The sequence below is a fragment of the Microbacterium lacus genome, from assembly GCF_002812805.1.
In the GTDB taxonomy this organism is placed as follows: Bacteria; Actinomycetota; Actinomycetes; order Actinomycetales; family Microbacteriaceae; genus Microbacterium; species Microbacterium lacus_A.
The window spans coordinates 1-12,608 of sequence record NZ_NMUM01000026.1 but is presented as its reverse complement, the minus strand read 5'-3'; the positions used below and the strand labels follow the sequence as shown (position 1 = coordinate 12,608).

13 protein-coding genes and 1 pseudogene are annotated in these 12,608 nt (G+C 61.1%); 6 read left to right on the top strand and 8 right to left on the bottom strand.

From position 1 onward, the window contains the following. Window positions 1-181 precede the first annotated feature (181 nt). On the bottom strand, window positions 182-1,651 hold the full coding sequence (locus CGU34_RS17755; protein ID WP_036294992.1) for an IS1182 family transposase: 1,470 nt from the start codon (window positions 1,649-1,651) through the stop codon (window positions 182-184). Between the two features lie 113 nt (window positions 1,652-1,764). Between CGU34_RS17755 and CGU34_RS17750 the strand changes: the two genes are divergently transcribed. From CGU34_RS17750 to CGU34_RS17740, 3 genes are read left to right on the top strand one after another with little or no spacing between them, the layout of a single operon-like run. Continuing rightward, window positions 1,765-2,013 (top strand): TraX family protein, encoded by a 249-nt coding sequence (locus tag CGU34_RS17750; RefSeq protein WP_269800302.1) that lies wholly within the window; start codon window positions 1,765-1,767, stop codon window positions 2,011-2,013. Window positions 2,014-2,027: 14 nt separating this feature from the next. After that, the gene (locus tag CGU34_RS17745) at window positions 2,028-2,459 is read left to right on the top strand and encodes an OmpA family protein (protein WP_011600626.1); all 432 of its coding nucleotides are present in this window, start codon (window positions 2,028-2,030) and stop codon (window positions 2,457-2,459) included. A 42-nt stretch (window positions 2,460-2,501) separates the two neighbouring features. After that, window positions 2,502-2,915 (top strand): hypothetical protein, encoded by a 414-nt coding sequence (locus CGU34_RS17740; protein ID WP_011600627.1) that lies wholly within the window; start codon window positions 2,502-2,504, stop codon window positions 2,913-2,915. Window positions 2,916-3,742: 827 nt separating this feature from the next. Here the strand turns inward: CGU34_RS17740 and CGU34_RS17735 are convergent. The 4 genes from CGU34_RS17735 to intI1 form a co-directional block, all read right to left on the bottom strand. After that, on the bottom strand, window positions 3,743-4,693 hold the full coding sequence (locus CGU34_RS17735; RefSeq protein WP_100813977.1) for an integrase core domain-containing protein: 951 nt from the start codon (window positions 4,691-4,693) through the stop codon (window positions 3,743-3,745). After that, entirely contained in the window at window positions 4,690-5,007 is a 318-nt protein-coding gene (locus CGU34_RS17730) for a transposase (RefSeq protein WP_100813976.1), read from the bottom strand. Before CGU34_RS17730 ends, CGU34_RS17735 begins: the two co-directional genes overlap by 4 nt. A gap of 235 nt (window positions 5,008-5,242) precedes the next feature. Then, window positions 5,243-5,875 (bottom strand): recombinase family protein, encoded by a 633-nt coding sequence (locus tag CGU34_RS17725; RefSeq protein WP_036299198.1) that lies wholly within the window; start codon window positions 5,873-5,875, stop codon window positions 5,243-5,245. 284 nt (window positions 5,876-6,159) lie between these two features. Beyond that, a complete protein-coding gene (gene intI1 / locus CGU34_RS17720) occupies window positions 6,160-7,173 on the bottom strand; it encodes a class 1 integron integrase IntI1 (protein ID WP_000845048.1) in 1,014 nt (337 codons plus the stop codon). A 244-nt stretch (window positions 7,174-7,417) separates the two neighbouring features. On the opposite strand from intI1, the gene CGU34_RS17715 reads away from it, so the two are divergent. The 3 genes from CGU34_RS17715 to CGU34_RS17705 all read left to right on the top strand — a co-directional run bounded on the left by CGU34_RS17715 (window position 7,418) and on the right by CGU34_RS17705 (window position 9,226). After that, window positions 7,418-7,765, top strand: coding sequence for a quaternary ammonium compound efflux SMR transporter QacE delta 1 (locus CGU34_RS17715; protein WP_000679427.1), 348 nt, complete (start codon window positions 7,418-7,420; stop codon window positions 7,763-7,765). Next, window positions 7,759-8,598 carry a sulfonamide-resistant dihydropteroate synthase Sul1 gene (gene sul1, locus CGU34_RS17710; RefSeq protein WP_076056711.1) on the top strand — a complete coding sequence of 280 codons (840 nt, stop codon included), beginning with the start codon at window positions 7,759-7,761 and terminating at the stop codon, window positions 8,596-8,598. Before CGU34_RS17715 ends, sul1 begins: the two co-directional genes overlap by 7 nt. Before the next feature lie 127 nt (window positions 8,599-8,725). Then, window positions 8,726-9,226, top strand: a complete 501-nt coding sequence (locus CGU34_RS17705; protein WP_000376623.1) for a GNAT family N-acetyltransferase — start codon at window positions 8,726-8,728, stop codon at window positions 9,224-9,226. Window positions 9,227-9,401: 175 nt separating this feature from the next. On the opposite strand, the gene istB is transcribed toward CGU34_RS17705, so the two are convergent. From istB to CGU34_RS17690, 3 genes and pseudogenes are all read right to left on the bottom strand, one after another. Next, the gene (gene istB, locus CGU34_RS17700; protein ID WP_000983249.1) at window positions 9,402-10,187 is read right to left on the bottom strand and encodes an IS21-like element IS1326 family helper ATPase IstB; all 786 of its coding nucleotides are present in this window, start codon (window positions 10,185-10,187) and stop codon (window positions 9,402-9,404) included. After that, window positions 10,174-11,379: pseudogene (gene istA, locus CGU34_RS17695) on the bottom strand (IS21-like element IS1326 family transposase); the annotation flags it as partial. The gene istB and the pseudogene istA, both read right to left, overlap by 14 nt. A 9-nt stretch (window positions 11,380-11,388) precedes the next feature. Next, a protein-coding gene (locus CGU34_RS17690; protein WP_100813494.1) for an IS3 family transposase occupies window positions 11,389-12,608 on the bottom strand; the annotation gives its coding sequence in 2 pieces (ribosomal slippage) (window positions 11,389-12,401 and window positions 12,401-12,608; 1,221 coding nt annotated over the 2 pieces). This gene is flagged as partial in the annotation.

Genomic DNA, 12,608 nt, shown 5'->3' with positions numbered 1-12,608 from the left:
CTAGGTGCGCGGGTCAGAATCGGGTGGCGTGGCGCGCGGCGTTGACTCTGGCATCGCGCGCTGACGGTCGCGAACGGGAACGGGCGGGCCGTTGCGGTGTGAGAGCGTGCGGGATCGCACGGCGAGGGGCTCGTGGCGACTGTCGGTGCGTGCTGTGACGCCCAGGGACCCCTGGGGAGGCCTATGCGGGCGCCAGCCCGGCGGCTGTAGCGACGCGGAGCTTGCGGAGGTTGTGGCAGATCGTGTGGAGTAGCCATTCGCCTTGGGCGCCGGCGAGTCCGCGTAGCCGGAGCTGTCCGGCGTTTTGCCGGGTCTTCATCTGCCCGAACGCGGGTTCAACGATGGCTTTGCGGCGCGCGTAGTCGGTGCGGCCCTGCTCGGTGCGCAGCGCGTGCGCCATCCGCTCCCGCCGGCTCGCGTCCTCTGGGGCCGGGTCCGGGGCGCCGGCGGTAGGGAAGCTCTCGCCGTGACGTTGCCGTCCCGTCGCGATCAACACCTGTGCGTCCAGATCGTCGGCGGCTTCGAGGTTGGCTTCCGAGCAGTAGCCCGCGTCAGCGAGGACGACCTCTGGGGAACGCTCGATTCCTGCCGCGTCGAGGTTCCGTAGGGTCTGCTCGGCCATCGGGACGAACTGCTGGATATCGGTGGCCTGCTGGGTGACCTCGGCGCTCAACACGATCTGGTGGCCCTCATCGACAACGGCCTGCGCGTTGAACGCGTAATCGAAGCCGCGGACCGTCTTCATCATCCGCGCCTCAGGATCGGTGAAATTGCGTTGCGCTTTCGGCTTCGGCGCCGCCGTGTCCACCGCAGTCGCGACGGCCGCGTCGGCCTGCTCAGGGGGCTGACCGGCGGCGTCGGCCTTCTTCCGCGCCACGGCTGCCGCCTTCTCGGCGGCGTCGGCCTCGATCGCGTCCTTCGCGGCACGTAGTTTTGCCAGGCGCCCCTCACGGCGGGCCAGCTCCGGGGCGACCTCGTCCCCGCGCCGGTCCTGGCCGAACTGCTGATCCTCGGCCTCATCGACCGCCTCCGCCTCGGCGAGCAGCGCAGCGACCTCGGCTTGGAGCTGATCGATCTTCGGCACGATCCGGTCATAGCTCATCGCCTTATGCCGCGACGCGTTCGCAGCCAGCTTCGTGCCATCCAGCGCGACCCGCCCCAACCGCACCAGCCCCGCCTCCGCGCAGACCCGCAGCACCTGCAGGAACAACCCCGGCAGGGCATCCAGGTGACGCCGACGAAACCGGGCCAGCGACCGGTAGTCGGGCGCCTGGTTGCCCGACAGCCACCGGAAGGCGATATCGCGCTTGCAGCGCCGCTCCAACTCACGAGACGAGGTCACGCCCGTCGCGTACGCGAACAGCAGCAGCTTCAACATCATCCGCGGGTCATACGGAGGCGCACCCGAGGCGGACGCGTACGACGCGTAGACCGGCGTCAGATCCAAGAGCTCTTCGACGACCTCGGAGATGAACCGGGCCTCATCATCCTCGTCCAGCCAGTCATCCAGACTCGGCGGGAGCAGGAAACACTGCCCCTGGTCATACCCACGGAACGTCTTGCCCGCACCCGCCGGTGCAGCCGATCCCGGCGCCCGCGCCTCACCCGGCTCGACCTCGAACAGACCCTCCAGGCTGGCAGTCACCGTCATGAATCGATTCTCCCAGCACCCCGCGCTATCCACCGGATTCACCCCGGCGCGTTAACGGAAGGATCTGACCCACGCACCTAGGTTGTTTTGGGCCATGCAACGGGGCCGGGTGGATCTGGTCTTATTGCAAGCGCCCCACCTGGACAGCCGCGGCGGTCGCGCTGCTGGCCCTGGCCGCGCTCTGGTTCATCAATCGCAACCTGTGGGCCTTGGCGGTGTTGCCGCTGCTCCTGGTCGCCTCTCGCATTGATCTGTCCATGCCGCGCCTGCGCTGGGCTTTCTATGCCTATTACCCGCTGCACCTGGCTGCGCTCTGGTTGATCCGCATTCCCATGAGCAAGGCCGGATACCTATTCTTTTGATTGGAGTCTGTCCGATGCGTAAAGCGTTCTTCCTGGCCATTTCCTTGGCGTCCATGATCTTCGCGCAAGGCGCGCTGGCCGCCGACTACGGCACCGCCCATAGCACGCCTGTTTCCTCGATGGTGATGGTTTCCTTCCCGGACAGCAGCACCACGTTCCAGCCGCCGGCGGACGTGGCCGCCGTCCTTGCTGACGCCCGCGCCGCCTCGATGATCTATGTCAACGGCCGCACCAGTACGAACCGGCCCAGCGCCCGCGATGAAATCCTGGCATTGAAGCGTGCCTTGTCGGCGCGCAAGTACCTGGTGGATCGTGGCGTGTCGCCGCTCAAGATCATGGTGAATTTCGCGTCGGCCGCCGACTACGTGACCGAGAACATCACGCCCGAAGGGCGCTACCAGAACCAACGTGTTGAAATCGAATTGATCTACGTGCCCATGTTCTAGGCACGGGCCGTCCACTTTTTTCACTGATAAGGAGTTTGCTGCATGAAATCTATAAACCGCCTAGCTCTTGCTTTGCCGATCCTGGCCCTTGCCGGTTGCGCCGCGCTGGATCAGGTCGCCAAGGACATTCAAAAGGCCACGGCCCCGGTCATGGTGACGGATACGCTGCCGCAGATTTGCCAAGCGGCGAAGAACAACCAGGTGCAAGCCAATAGCACGTATGTCGGTAAGGGCCTGGCCATGACTGGCGAAGTCCGGTCAGTCAATGAAGGCTTCCAGCCTCACTATCGCGTGCTGTTGAAAGCTGGCCAAGTGTCGATTCACGCCGGCACCGACAACAAGGCCAACGTCACCGCGTTGACAGTCGGCAAGACGGCCCGCGCCTCCGGTGTCATTACGGACGTGTCCTATGACTTCAACGGCTGCGCAATCTCTTTGAAAGACGCGACGTTCTAGCCCAGCAAGGAAACGGCCGCCGATCATGGACATTAAGCGAAAGAATCATCCGCTTAACATTTCTGCGATATTGGACGTACTAGCCCCGCTGGCATGGGTAGCATTGGTATCACTTGTTGCTCTAGCTGGCAGGGCAGTCGGCAATGACTGGATGTTGTTCGGCGGCCTGTGGTTTGCCTTAGCTGTTGCGGCTGGCTTATGGGCTTCCAGACAACCCTGGATTGTGAGAACGGGAAATCCGATAGAACGCCGTATCGGAATCGGTCTTTCCGTCGCCCTGATTCCTGTTTTGACCTATGCCATAGCTCTGCTGTCTGGCATTGCGCTAGAACGAGTTTCAAGCGAGCGATACGCTGCCGCCCGCAGCGCCTTTGTGGCCGACGCGGACGGCTTCCCCTTCCTTAAAAAGTTTGCGCTTGAACATTACGGTGTGCATGTCGTGCTTTCATCCGCTGTGTCTGGTTGGAACACGAACACCGTTGCACTACCACACTCGATCCCGGCGCTTATGTACGTAGGGCCTGGCTACTGTGATCTGGTCTTGAATCCGGCGAATGTCCTAAAAGGCTTCACCGGCTCCGATCCCACCCCTTGGATTAAAGGGGTTATGGTGCATGAACTTGCGCACTGTCTGGACGTTTCCCGCGATATGCCCAGCTTTACAGGCCGCGATATCGGCACCCGCTCTATCGCTCCTGGTGCGGCTGTTAGCGCGGTGACTCTGGAACAGCACCTAGAGGCCGCGTCACGGCTTCCATCGCAAGTATGGCGTGAAGCCTTGGCAGATAGCTTTACTGTCGGCTTTTGGCGAATGACCGTGTCCCGCGTCAAGTTGTTGGCAGGAATTCTTGGATTTCGAAGTTGGGGATGGTGGGGTCGGCGAGGCCGGCGTGGACGTCGGCGGGCCGGTTCCAGGCGATGGCCTCGTGGGGGCGGACGTGGTTATAGTCGGCCCGGTAGGCGTCGATGTGCTCGACAAGCTGGGGGGCGTCGTCGATCTCCTCACGGAACAGCCATTCGTACTTCATCGATCCGAAGCCACGTTCCCGTGAGCCGTTCTGTCCTGGCGTGCGGACTCTCGTGCGAACATGTCGAAGCTCGGGGTGGCGCATGATGAACAGCTCGAACGTCGCGGATCGGAATGGTCCGCCGTTGTCTGTCACGATCGTCACGACCGGCTCGATCTCGCCTGTCTCGGCGTTCACGGGCGCGTCATCGATGAGCGGATGACCGAGAAGCTGCTCGGTCTCGTCGAGAGCTTTCTGCACGGCCGCGACAGCATCGTGCATGTTCGCCGTCGGGGCCACATGCGCGTCGAACTCATACTTCGACCAGTAGTCGCGGCACGCCGCGATTCGCCAGGTCCCACCCGTTGTGGTCTCGTACTCGGAGAAGTCCAGCTGCCACACCTGGTTCGGCCCCGTCGGTTCCTTCGCGAACGCGGCCTTGCGTCGTTCGGCGAGTTTGCGGCGCTCACGCTGGTAGCGGGCAGGCAGGATCAGGCCTTCGTCGCGGAGCAGGCGCAGCACAGTCGCTTGCGAGACCCGATGCCCGTCATGGCGGGTCATCGCCCAGACCTTCCGGTGCCCCCACGCCGGATGCGCCATCGCATGCGTGATCGTCAGCGCCCTGGCCGCGTCGCGGGCCGGCTGCGGCCACGGGCCCTTCGGCGGCTGATCCGCGCGCGCCCTGGCTTGCCAGCGTCGCCACGTCCGCTCAGGCATGTCGAAGAGTTCACAGAACCTCGCGGTCGACATGCCCGCGTCCTGGCGGATCACCTCGAGGTCCTCGAAGGGCCCAAGCGGCCCTCGGCTGACTTCTTCCAGACCCGGATCTCGACCGCAGCCTCGCCCAGAGCTTGGGTCAGCTCGGCGACCTCGTCCTCGAGCTGCTGCTCCCGGGTCGAGGGCTTGGACTTGCCCGCCTCGATGCCGGCCTTGCCGCCCTCGAGGAACTGGCGCTTCCAGTTCCCGATCGCCTGCTCGGAGACCTTCTCGCGGCGGGCGGCTTCAGCGATCGTGATCTCGCGCTGCAGCACGGACAACACGATCCGGAGCTTCTTCTCCGCGGGGATCGTCGGTGGACGACTCATGACATTCAGACCTCTCAGCTGGGGCGTTGCATCAGCAACTAACTACCCCTGCCAAACAGTCTGACGCGCGACAACCGAACCCAGCGCCGACCAACTTATTACCGATCTCCTTGAAAAGCGTTCCAGCGGTGATGCCGCGCACTACACAAGCTGCTGGATCGAACAGGCAATGCAAACCCCCCTGCCCCGCTCGATGCCGGCATTATTGCCTTGGGCCGATACCATCCGCGCGTCATCAACCTGTACGCTTTGACGCCACGGCTTTGTGCAATGCCCACACTCTTTTGACCTGACTTTCGCTGCACCTGGCCAGTTTCGCCGTTTCCGCGATGCTATGCCCAGCAGTGCGCAGCGCAATGATCCGATCATGCGCCAGTGTGTCGGCCTTACGGCCGGTGTAGCGGCCGGCCTGCTTGGCCAGCTCCACGCCTTGCCGCTGACGCTCGCGCCGATCCTCGTAGTCATCGCGTGCGATCTGCAACGCCAGCTTCAAAAGCATGTCCTGGACGGATTCCAGAACAACCTTGGCCACGCCCTTCGCCTCGGCGGCCAGCTCCGTCAAATCCACCACACCAGGCACGGCTAGCCTGGCGCCCTTGGCCCGGATCGAGGCCACCAGGCGTTCGGCCTCGGCCAGCGGCAAGCGGCTGATTCGGTCGATCTTCTCCGCAACCACGACTTCACCAGGTTGCAGGTCGGCAATCAGGCGCAGCAGCTCGGCGCGATCGGCGCGTGCGCCGCTGGCTTTCTCGCGGTAGATGCCGGCGACGTAAAAGCCGGCCGCCTTCGTGCTCTCCACGATGGCATCCTGCCGGCTTAGGTCTTGTTCCTCCGTGCTCACGCGCAGGTAGATGCGTGCGACTTTCATGCGGGCCTCCTGGTCATTTTGGGTATAGGGAAAATGACCATTGTTTCACGCCTAGCCAAAAAGGGAAGGTTCCCGGTTCAAATGTCGTTTTCAGAAGACGGCTGCACTGAACGTCAGAAGCCGACTGCACTATAGCAGCGGAGGGGTTGGATCCATCAGGCAACGACGGGCTGCTGCCGGCCATCAGCGGACGCAGGGAGGACTTTCCGCAACCGGCCGTTCGATGCGGCACCGATGGCCTTCGCGCAGGGGTAGTGAATCCGCCAGGATTGACTTGCGCTGCCCTACCTCTCACTAGTGAGGGGCGGCAGCGCATCAAGCGGTGAGCGCACTCCGGCACCGCCAACTTTCAGCACATGCGTGTAAATCATCGTCGTAGAGACGTCGGAATGGCCGAGCAGATCCTGCACGGTTCGAATGTCGTAACCGCTGCGGAGCAAGGCCGTCGCGAACGAGTGGCGGAGGGTGTGCGGTGTGGCGGGCTTCGTGATGCCTGCTTGTTCTACGGCACGTTTGAAGGCGCGCTGAAAGGTCTGGTCATACATGTGATGGCGACGCACGACACCGCTCCGTGGATCGGTCGAATGCGTGTGCTGCGCAAAAACCCAGAACCACGGCCAGGAATGCCCGGCGCGCGGATACTTCCGCTCAAGGGCGTCGGGAAGCGCAACGCCGCTGCGGCCCTCGGCCTGGTCCTTCAGCCACCATGCCCGTGCACGCGACAGCTGCTCGCGCAGGCTGGGTGCCAAGCTCTCGGGTAACATCAAGGCCCGATCCTTGGAGCCCTTGCCCTCCCGCACGATGATCGTGCCGTGATCGAAATCCAGATCCTTGACCCGCAGTTGCAAACCCTCACTGATCCGCATGCCCGTTCCATACAGAAGCTGGGCGAACAAACGATGCTCGCCTTCCAGAAAACCGAGGATGCGAACCACTTCATCCGGGGTCAGCACCACCGGCAAGCGCCGCGACGGCCGAGGTCTTCCGATCTCCTGAAGCCAGGGCAGATCCGTGCACAGCACCTTGCCGTAGAAGAACAGCAAGGCCGCCAATGCCTGACGATGCGTGGAGACCGAAACCTTGCGCTCGTTCGCCAGCCAGGACAGAAATGCCTCGACTTCGCTGCTGCCCAAGGTTGCCGGGTGACGCACACCGTGGAAACGGATGAAGGCACGAACCCAGTGGACATAAGCCTGTTCGGTTCGTAAGCTGTAATGCAAGTAGCGTATGCGCTCACGCAACTGGTCCAGAACCTTGACCGAACGCAGCGGTGGTAACGGCGCAGTGGCGGTTTTCATGGCTTGTTATGACTGTTTTTTTGTACAGTCTATGCCTCGGGCATCCAAGCAGCAAGCGCGTTACGCCGTGGGTCGATGTTTGATGTTATGGAGCAGCAACGATGTTACGCAGCAGGGCAGTCGCCCTAAAACAAAGTTAGATGCACTAAGCACATAATTGCTCACAGCCAAACTATCAGGTCAAGTCTGCTTTTATTATTTTTAAGCGTGCATAATAAGCCCTACACAAATTGGGAGATATATCATGAAAGGCTGGCTTTTTCTTGTTATCGCAATAGTTGGCGAAGTAATCGCAACATCCGCATTAAAATCTAGCGAGGGCTTTACTAAGCTTGCCCCTTCCGCCGTTGTCATAATCGGTTATGGCATCGCATTTTATTTTCTTTCTCTGGTTCTGAAATCCATCCCTGTCGGTGTTGCTTATGCAGTCTGGTCGGGACTCGGCGTCGTCATAATTACAGCCATTGCCTGGTTGCTTCATGGGCAAAAGCTTGATGCGTGGGGCTTTGTAGGTATGGGGCTCATAATTGCTGCCTTTTTGCTCGCCCGATCCCCATCGTGGAAGTCGCTGCGGAGGCCGACGCCATGGTGACGGTGTTCGGCATTCTGAATCTCACCGAGGACTCCTTCTTCGATGAGAGCCGGCGGCTAGACCCCGCCGGCGCTGTCACCGCGGCGATCGAAATGCTGCGAGTCGGATCAGACGTCGTGGATGTCGGACCGGCCGCCAGCCATCCGGACGCGAGGCCTGTATCGCCGGCCGATGAGATCAGACGTATTGCGCCGCTCTTAGACGCCCTGTCCGATCAGATGCACCGTGTTTCAATCGACAGCTTCCGACCGGAAACCCAGCGCTATGCGCTCAAGCGCGGCGTGGGCTACCTGAACGATATCCAAGGATTTCCTGACCCTGCGCTCTATCCCGATATTGCTGAGGCGGACTGCAGGCTGGTGGTTATGCACTCAGCGCAGCGGGATGGCATCGCCACCCGCACCGGTCACCTTCGACCCGAAGACGCGCTCGACGAGATTGTGCGGTTCTTCGAGGCGCGGGTTTCCGCCTTGCGACGGAGCGGGGTCGCTGCCGACCGGCTCATCCTCGATCCGGGGATGGGATTTTTCTTGAGCCCCGCACCGGAAACATCGCTGCACGTGCTGTCGAACCTTCAAAAGCTGAAGTCGGCGTTGGGGCTTCCGCTATTGGTCTCGGTGTCGCGGAAATCCTTCTTGGGCGCCACCGTTGGCCTTCCTGTAAAGGATCTGGGTCCAGCGAGCCTTGCGGCGGAACTTCACGCGATCGGCAATGGCGCTGACTACGTCCGCACCCACGCGCCTGGAGATCTGCGAAGCGCAATCACCTTCTCGGAAACCCTCGCGAAATTTCGCAGTCGCGACGCCAGAGACCGAGGGTTAGATCATGCCTAGCATTCACCTTCCGGCCGCCCGCTAGCGGACCCTGGTCAGGTTCCGCGAAGGTGGGCGCAGACATGCTGGGCTCGTCAGGATCAAACTGCACTATGAGGCGGCGGTTCATACCGCGCCAGGGGAGCGAATGGACAGCGAGGAGCCTCCGAACGTTCGGGTCGCCTGCTCGGGTGATATCGACGAGGTTGTGCGGCTGATGCACGACGCTGCGGCGTGGATGTCCGCCAAGGGAACGCCCGCCTGGGACGTCGCGCGGATCGACCGGACATTCGCGGAGACCTTCGTCCTGAGATCCGAGCTCCTAGTCGCGAGTTGCAGCGACGGCATCGTCGGCTGTTGCACCTTGTCGGCCGAGGATCCCGAGTTCTGGCCCGACGCCCTCAAGGGGGAGGCCGCATATCTGCACAAGCTCGCGGTGCGACGGACACATGCGGGCCGGGGTGTCAGCTCCGCGCTGATCGAGGCTTGCCGCCATGCCGCGCGAACGCAGGGGTGCGCCAAGCTGCGGCTCGACTGCCACCCGAACCTGCGTGGCCTATACGAGCGGCTCGGATTCACCCACGTCGACACTTTCAATCCCGGCTGGGATCCAACCTTCATCGCAGAACGCCTAGAACTCGAAATCTAACGTCCGTTCGGGCATCGAGGTCCATGTCGGGGTGGGACGGGCCCGTGGCTTCAAGATCACTTGCAGTCCGACCGCGATGTCTTGGTTGCGCGAGAGGTTGTCGATATCTGTTGATTTGCACCCAAATTTGACCCGGGATTTGCATTGAATTTTGACCCACCCCTTGTTGTCAGAATTATGTCTCGATTTTCAGTTTGCGGGTCTGTTTTTCCTCCTGCTTATTCTGAGTTGAACTGTGTTTGAAGCGGTAACTTTCATTGCCGGTTTCCAGGATGTGGCAGTGGTGGGTTAGTCGGTCCAACAACGCTGTTGTCATCTTTTCATCGCCAAACACTCGGCTCCATTCCGAGAAGCTCAAGTTGGTGGTCAGTATCACGCTGGTTTTTTCGTACAGCTTTGAGAGCAGGTGAAACAGCAGTGCCCCACCGGTTTGGCTAAAAGGCAAATATCCCAGCTCATCCAGAATCACCAAATCGGCATACAACAGACGGTTTGCGATTTGTCCCTGACGCCCAGATGATTTCTCTTGCTCCAGTGCATTGACCAAATCCACGGTGGAGAAGAAACGCACCCGTCGGTTCAAGTGCATCACTGCTTGTGTACCAATGGCTGTGGCCAGGTGAGTCTTGCCTGTGCCTGGCCCACCAATCAGCACCACGTTCTGGGCTTGTTCCATGAAGTCGCACCGGTGCAATTGTTTGACCGTGGCCTCATTAACCAGGCTTTGACTGAAGTCAAAGCCCACCAAGTCCCGATACACGGGGAACTTGGCCACCCGCAATTGATAGTTCACCGAACGTACTTCACGCTCTGCCACTTCAGCTTTAATCAAGCTGTCCAGCATGGGCAAGGCTTGATTAAATGCTGGTGAATTCTGATTGCCCAACTCCTCAATGGCGTGTGCCATGCCAAAGAGTTTCAAGGATTTGAGGATTCTCACATGGCCTTCATGCTGCATCATGGGCTCTCCTTAAACTGTCATAGCGGTTCACGTTGGCCTGTGGTTCCAATGTCAGCCTTAACCCCTTGGGAATTGGAATCGGTTTGGGTGGAGGTTCTTCGGTCAAACGTCCCAACAGATTAAGCACATGCTCCTTCGATGGCTTGCCACACTCCAATGCCAATTCCACAGCACTGAGTACCGCACCTTCATCGTGGTGCAATACAAGGGCCAGAATTTCCACCATGTCACGGTCACCGCCGGGGCGTTGCAGCAAGATGGATTGAAGCTTCTTGAACGCGGGTGGCAATTCAGCAAATGGCGCACCATTGCGCAACGCCCCAGGTTTCTTCTGAAGCACAGACAAGTAATGGTGCCAGTCGTATTGTGTGTGGCCACGCCGAGCGTGGCCACTGCCAAACAATCTTGGATGCTCGGCAATGTGTTGGCCTTCGGCAGCCATCACCAGCTTGTCTGCATAAATCCGAAGGCTGATGGCCCTGTTGGCGTAACTGGCAGGAACGCTGTAGCGATTGCCCTCGTGGTGAACAAGGCAGGTTGAAGTGACTCGCTTGGTTTGCTCCACGAATGCATCAAAGGCATTGGGTAGCGCCATCAACTCGCCTTGTTCATCGGCAAAGGCCTCTTGCACGGTTTGGTCCAATTCGGGGTGGCGCAGCTCAGACCACAGCGCTTTGCAGCGATGCTCAAGCCACACATTCAAATCAGCAAGGCTTTGAAAGTCTGGTGCCCCTTGCCACAGGCGTTGGCGGGAATCCTGCACGTTCTTCTCAATCTGGCCTTTCTCCCAACCCGATGCTGGATTACAGAACTGCGCATCAAACAGGTAGTGGCTGACCATGGCAGTGAACCGCTGATTGACCCTGCGCTCTTTGCCACGCCCCACCGAATCCACAGCGGTCTTCATGTTGTCGTAGATGCCGCGCTTGGGAATGCCACCGAAGATTTGAAAGGCATGCCAGTGGGCATCAAACAGCATTTCATGTTTTTGCTGGTAGTAAGCCCGAAGCACAAAGGCCCGGCTGTGGGCCAACTTAAACTGGGCAATCTGAAGTTTGACCTGTTTGCCCGCTATGCGGGCAAAGTCCTCACTCCAATCGAATTGGAAGGCTTCGCCACAAGCAAAGCGCAAGGGGATGAAACAACCCTTGCCCGAGGTTTGCGCCTTGAACTGTGAAGCGCTCCAGGTTTTGTGCCGCTCCTATGCGGGTTGCGGCTCTCGGTTGAGGGTCGCGTAATGGGCTTGCTCGAACTCGGCGGGTGGGACGTAGCCGAGGCTCGAGTGAAGCCTACGAGTGTTGTACCAGTTGACCCAGCCGGCGGTCGCGAATTCGACGTCTGCGATGGTCCGATACGGCCCGTCGTGGAACACGGTCGTGCGGATGCACTCGGCCTTGTAGAGCCCGTTGATCGTCTCCATCAGCGCGTTATCGAACGCGTCGCCGACGGACCCGATCGAGGGTGCGATGCCATCGAGCGCCAGCTTCTCGGTGTAGGCCAGCGAGACGTATTGAGACCCGGCGTCCGAATGTGCCCGCAGCTGCTCGGGCTGGACCGGGTGCCCATCACGCGCTCGTTCCCAGAGGGCCATGCGCAGCGGGATCATCACCAGCTCGACGTGCTTGGTGGTCTGTGCGTGCCAGGCCACGATGCGTTGCGAGTAGACATCGACGATGAAGGCGACGTAGACCCAGCCCGCCCAGGTGCGGCAATAGGTGAAGTCCATCACCCAGGTGTGATCCGGCCGGGGCGCGGTGAAGTCGCGGTTCAGCAGGTCGCCGGCACGGACCCCGTCCTTGGCGGGGATCGTAGTGCGGGTGCCCTTGTCGCGACGGATTCCCGACAGCCCGAGCGAGCGCATGGCCCGGTCGACCGCGCCTCGCGACGCGCCGGGGATCGACGTGCGGCGGATCAGCGCGGTCATCTTCCGCCGCCCGTAGAGGCCCTCGGGAGTCAGCACGCGACGCATCGTCCCGTTGCGTTCGACAATGGTCCATGCCGCGGCGCGGACAGCGTCCTGGACCTGCGCGTCCGTGATCGTCCGCACTGCGACGATGCCTTGCCGGTGGGCTCGGTAGGTGCGCGCGGCGATCTTCACGCCCTGCGCTTGCAGGACCCGGATGATCGACTCGACCGCGTGACCTTCGGCTCTCATCGTGTCAATGAAGCCCAGCATCAACGGTTGCGGGGGTCGAGTTCCCCCGCGAAGAAAGTCGTCGCAGCTCTCAGGATCGCGACATCCTCCCGCAGACGACTGTTCTCGGCCTTGAGCCGCTTGATCTCGGCATGCTCGACGCTGGTGATCCCGTCGCGGGTGCCGTCGTCGATATCGGCTTGCAGCACCCACCGGCGCACCGACTCGTGGCCCACGCCGACCTGGCGGGCAACGGCCGCTGACGCGGCCGTCAACGAGGGATACTC

Excerpts from the sequence above, each read along its gene's own strand:
- intI1 (WP_000845048.1), bottom strand. The coding sequence starts at position 7,173 with ATGAAAACCGCCACTGCGCCGTTACCACCGCTGCGTTCGGTCAAGGTT.
- CGU34_RS17755 (WP_036294992.1), bottom strand. The coding sequence starts at position 1,651 with ATGACGGTGACTGCCAGCCTGGAGGGTCTGTTCGAGGTCGAGCCGGGT.
- CGU34_RS17705 (WP_000376623.1), top strand. The coding sequence starts at position 8,726 with ATGGACAGCGAGGAGCCTCCGAACGTTCGGGTCGCCTGCTCGGGTGAT.
- CGU34_RS17745 (WP_011600626.1), top strand. The coding sequence starts at position 2,028 with ATGCGTAAAGCGTTCTTCCTGGCCATTTCCTTGGCGTCCATGATCTTC.
- istB (WP_000983249.1), bottom strand. The coding sequence starts at position 10,187 with ATGATGCAGCATGAAGGCCATGTGAGAATCCTCAAATCCTTGAAACTC.
- CGU34_RS17730 (WP_100813976.1), bottom strand. The coding sequence starts at position 5,007 with ATGAGTCGTCCACCGACGATCCCCGCGGAGAAGAAGCTCCGGATCGTG.
- sul1 (WP_076056711.1), top strand. The coding sequence starts at position 7,759 with ATGGTGACGGTGTTCGGCATTCTGAATCTCACCGAGGACTCCTTCTTC.
- CGU34_RS17740 (WP_011600627.1), top strand. The coding sequence starts at position 2,502 with ATGAAATCTATAAACCGCCTAGCTCTTGCTTTGCCGATCCTGGCCCTT.
- CGU34_RS17715 (WP_000679427.1), top strand. The coding sequence starts at position 7,418 with ATGAAAGGCTGGCTTTTTCTTGTTATCGCAATAGTTGGCGAAGTAATC.
- CGU34_RS17725 (WP_036299198.1), bottom strand. The coding sequence starts at position 5,875 with ATGAAAGTCGCACGCATCTACCTGCGCGTGAGCACGGAGGAACAAGAC.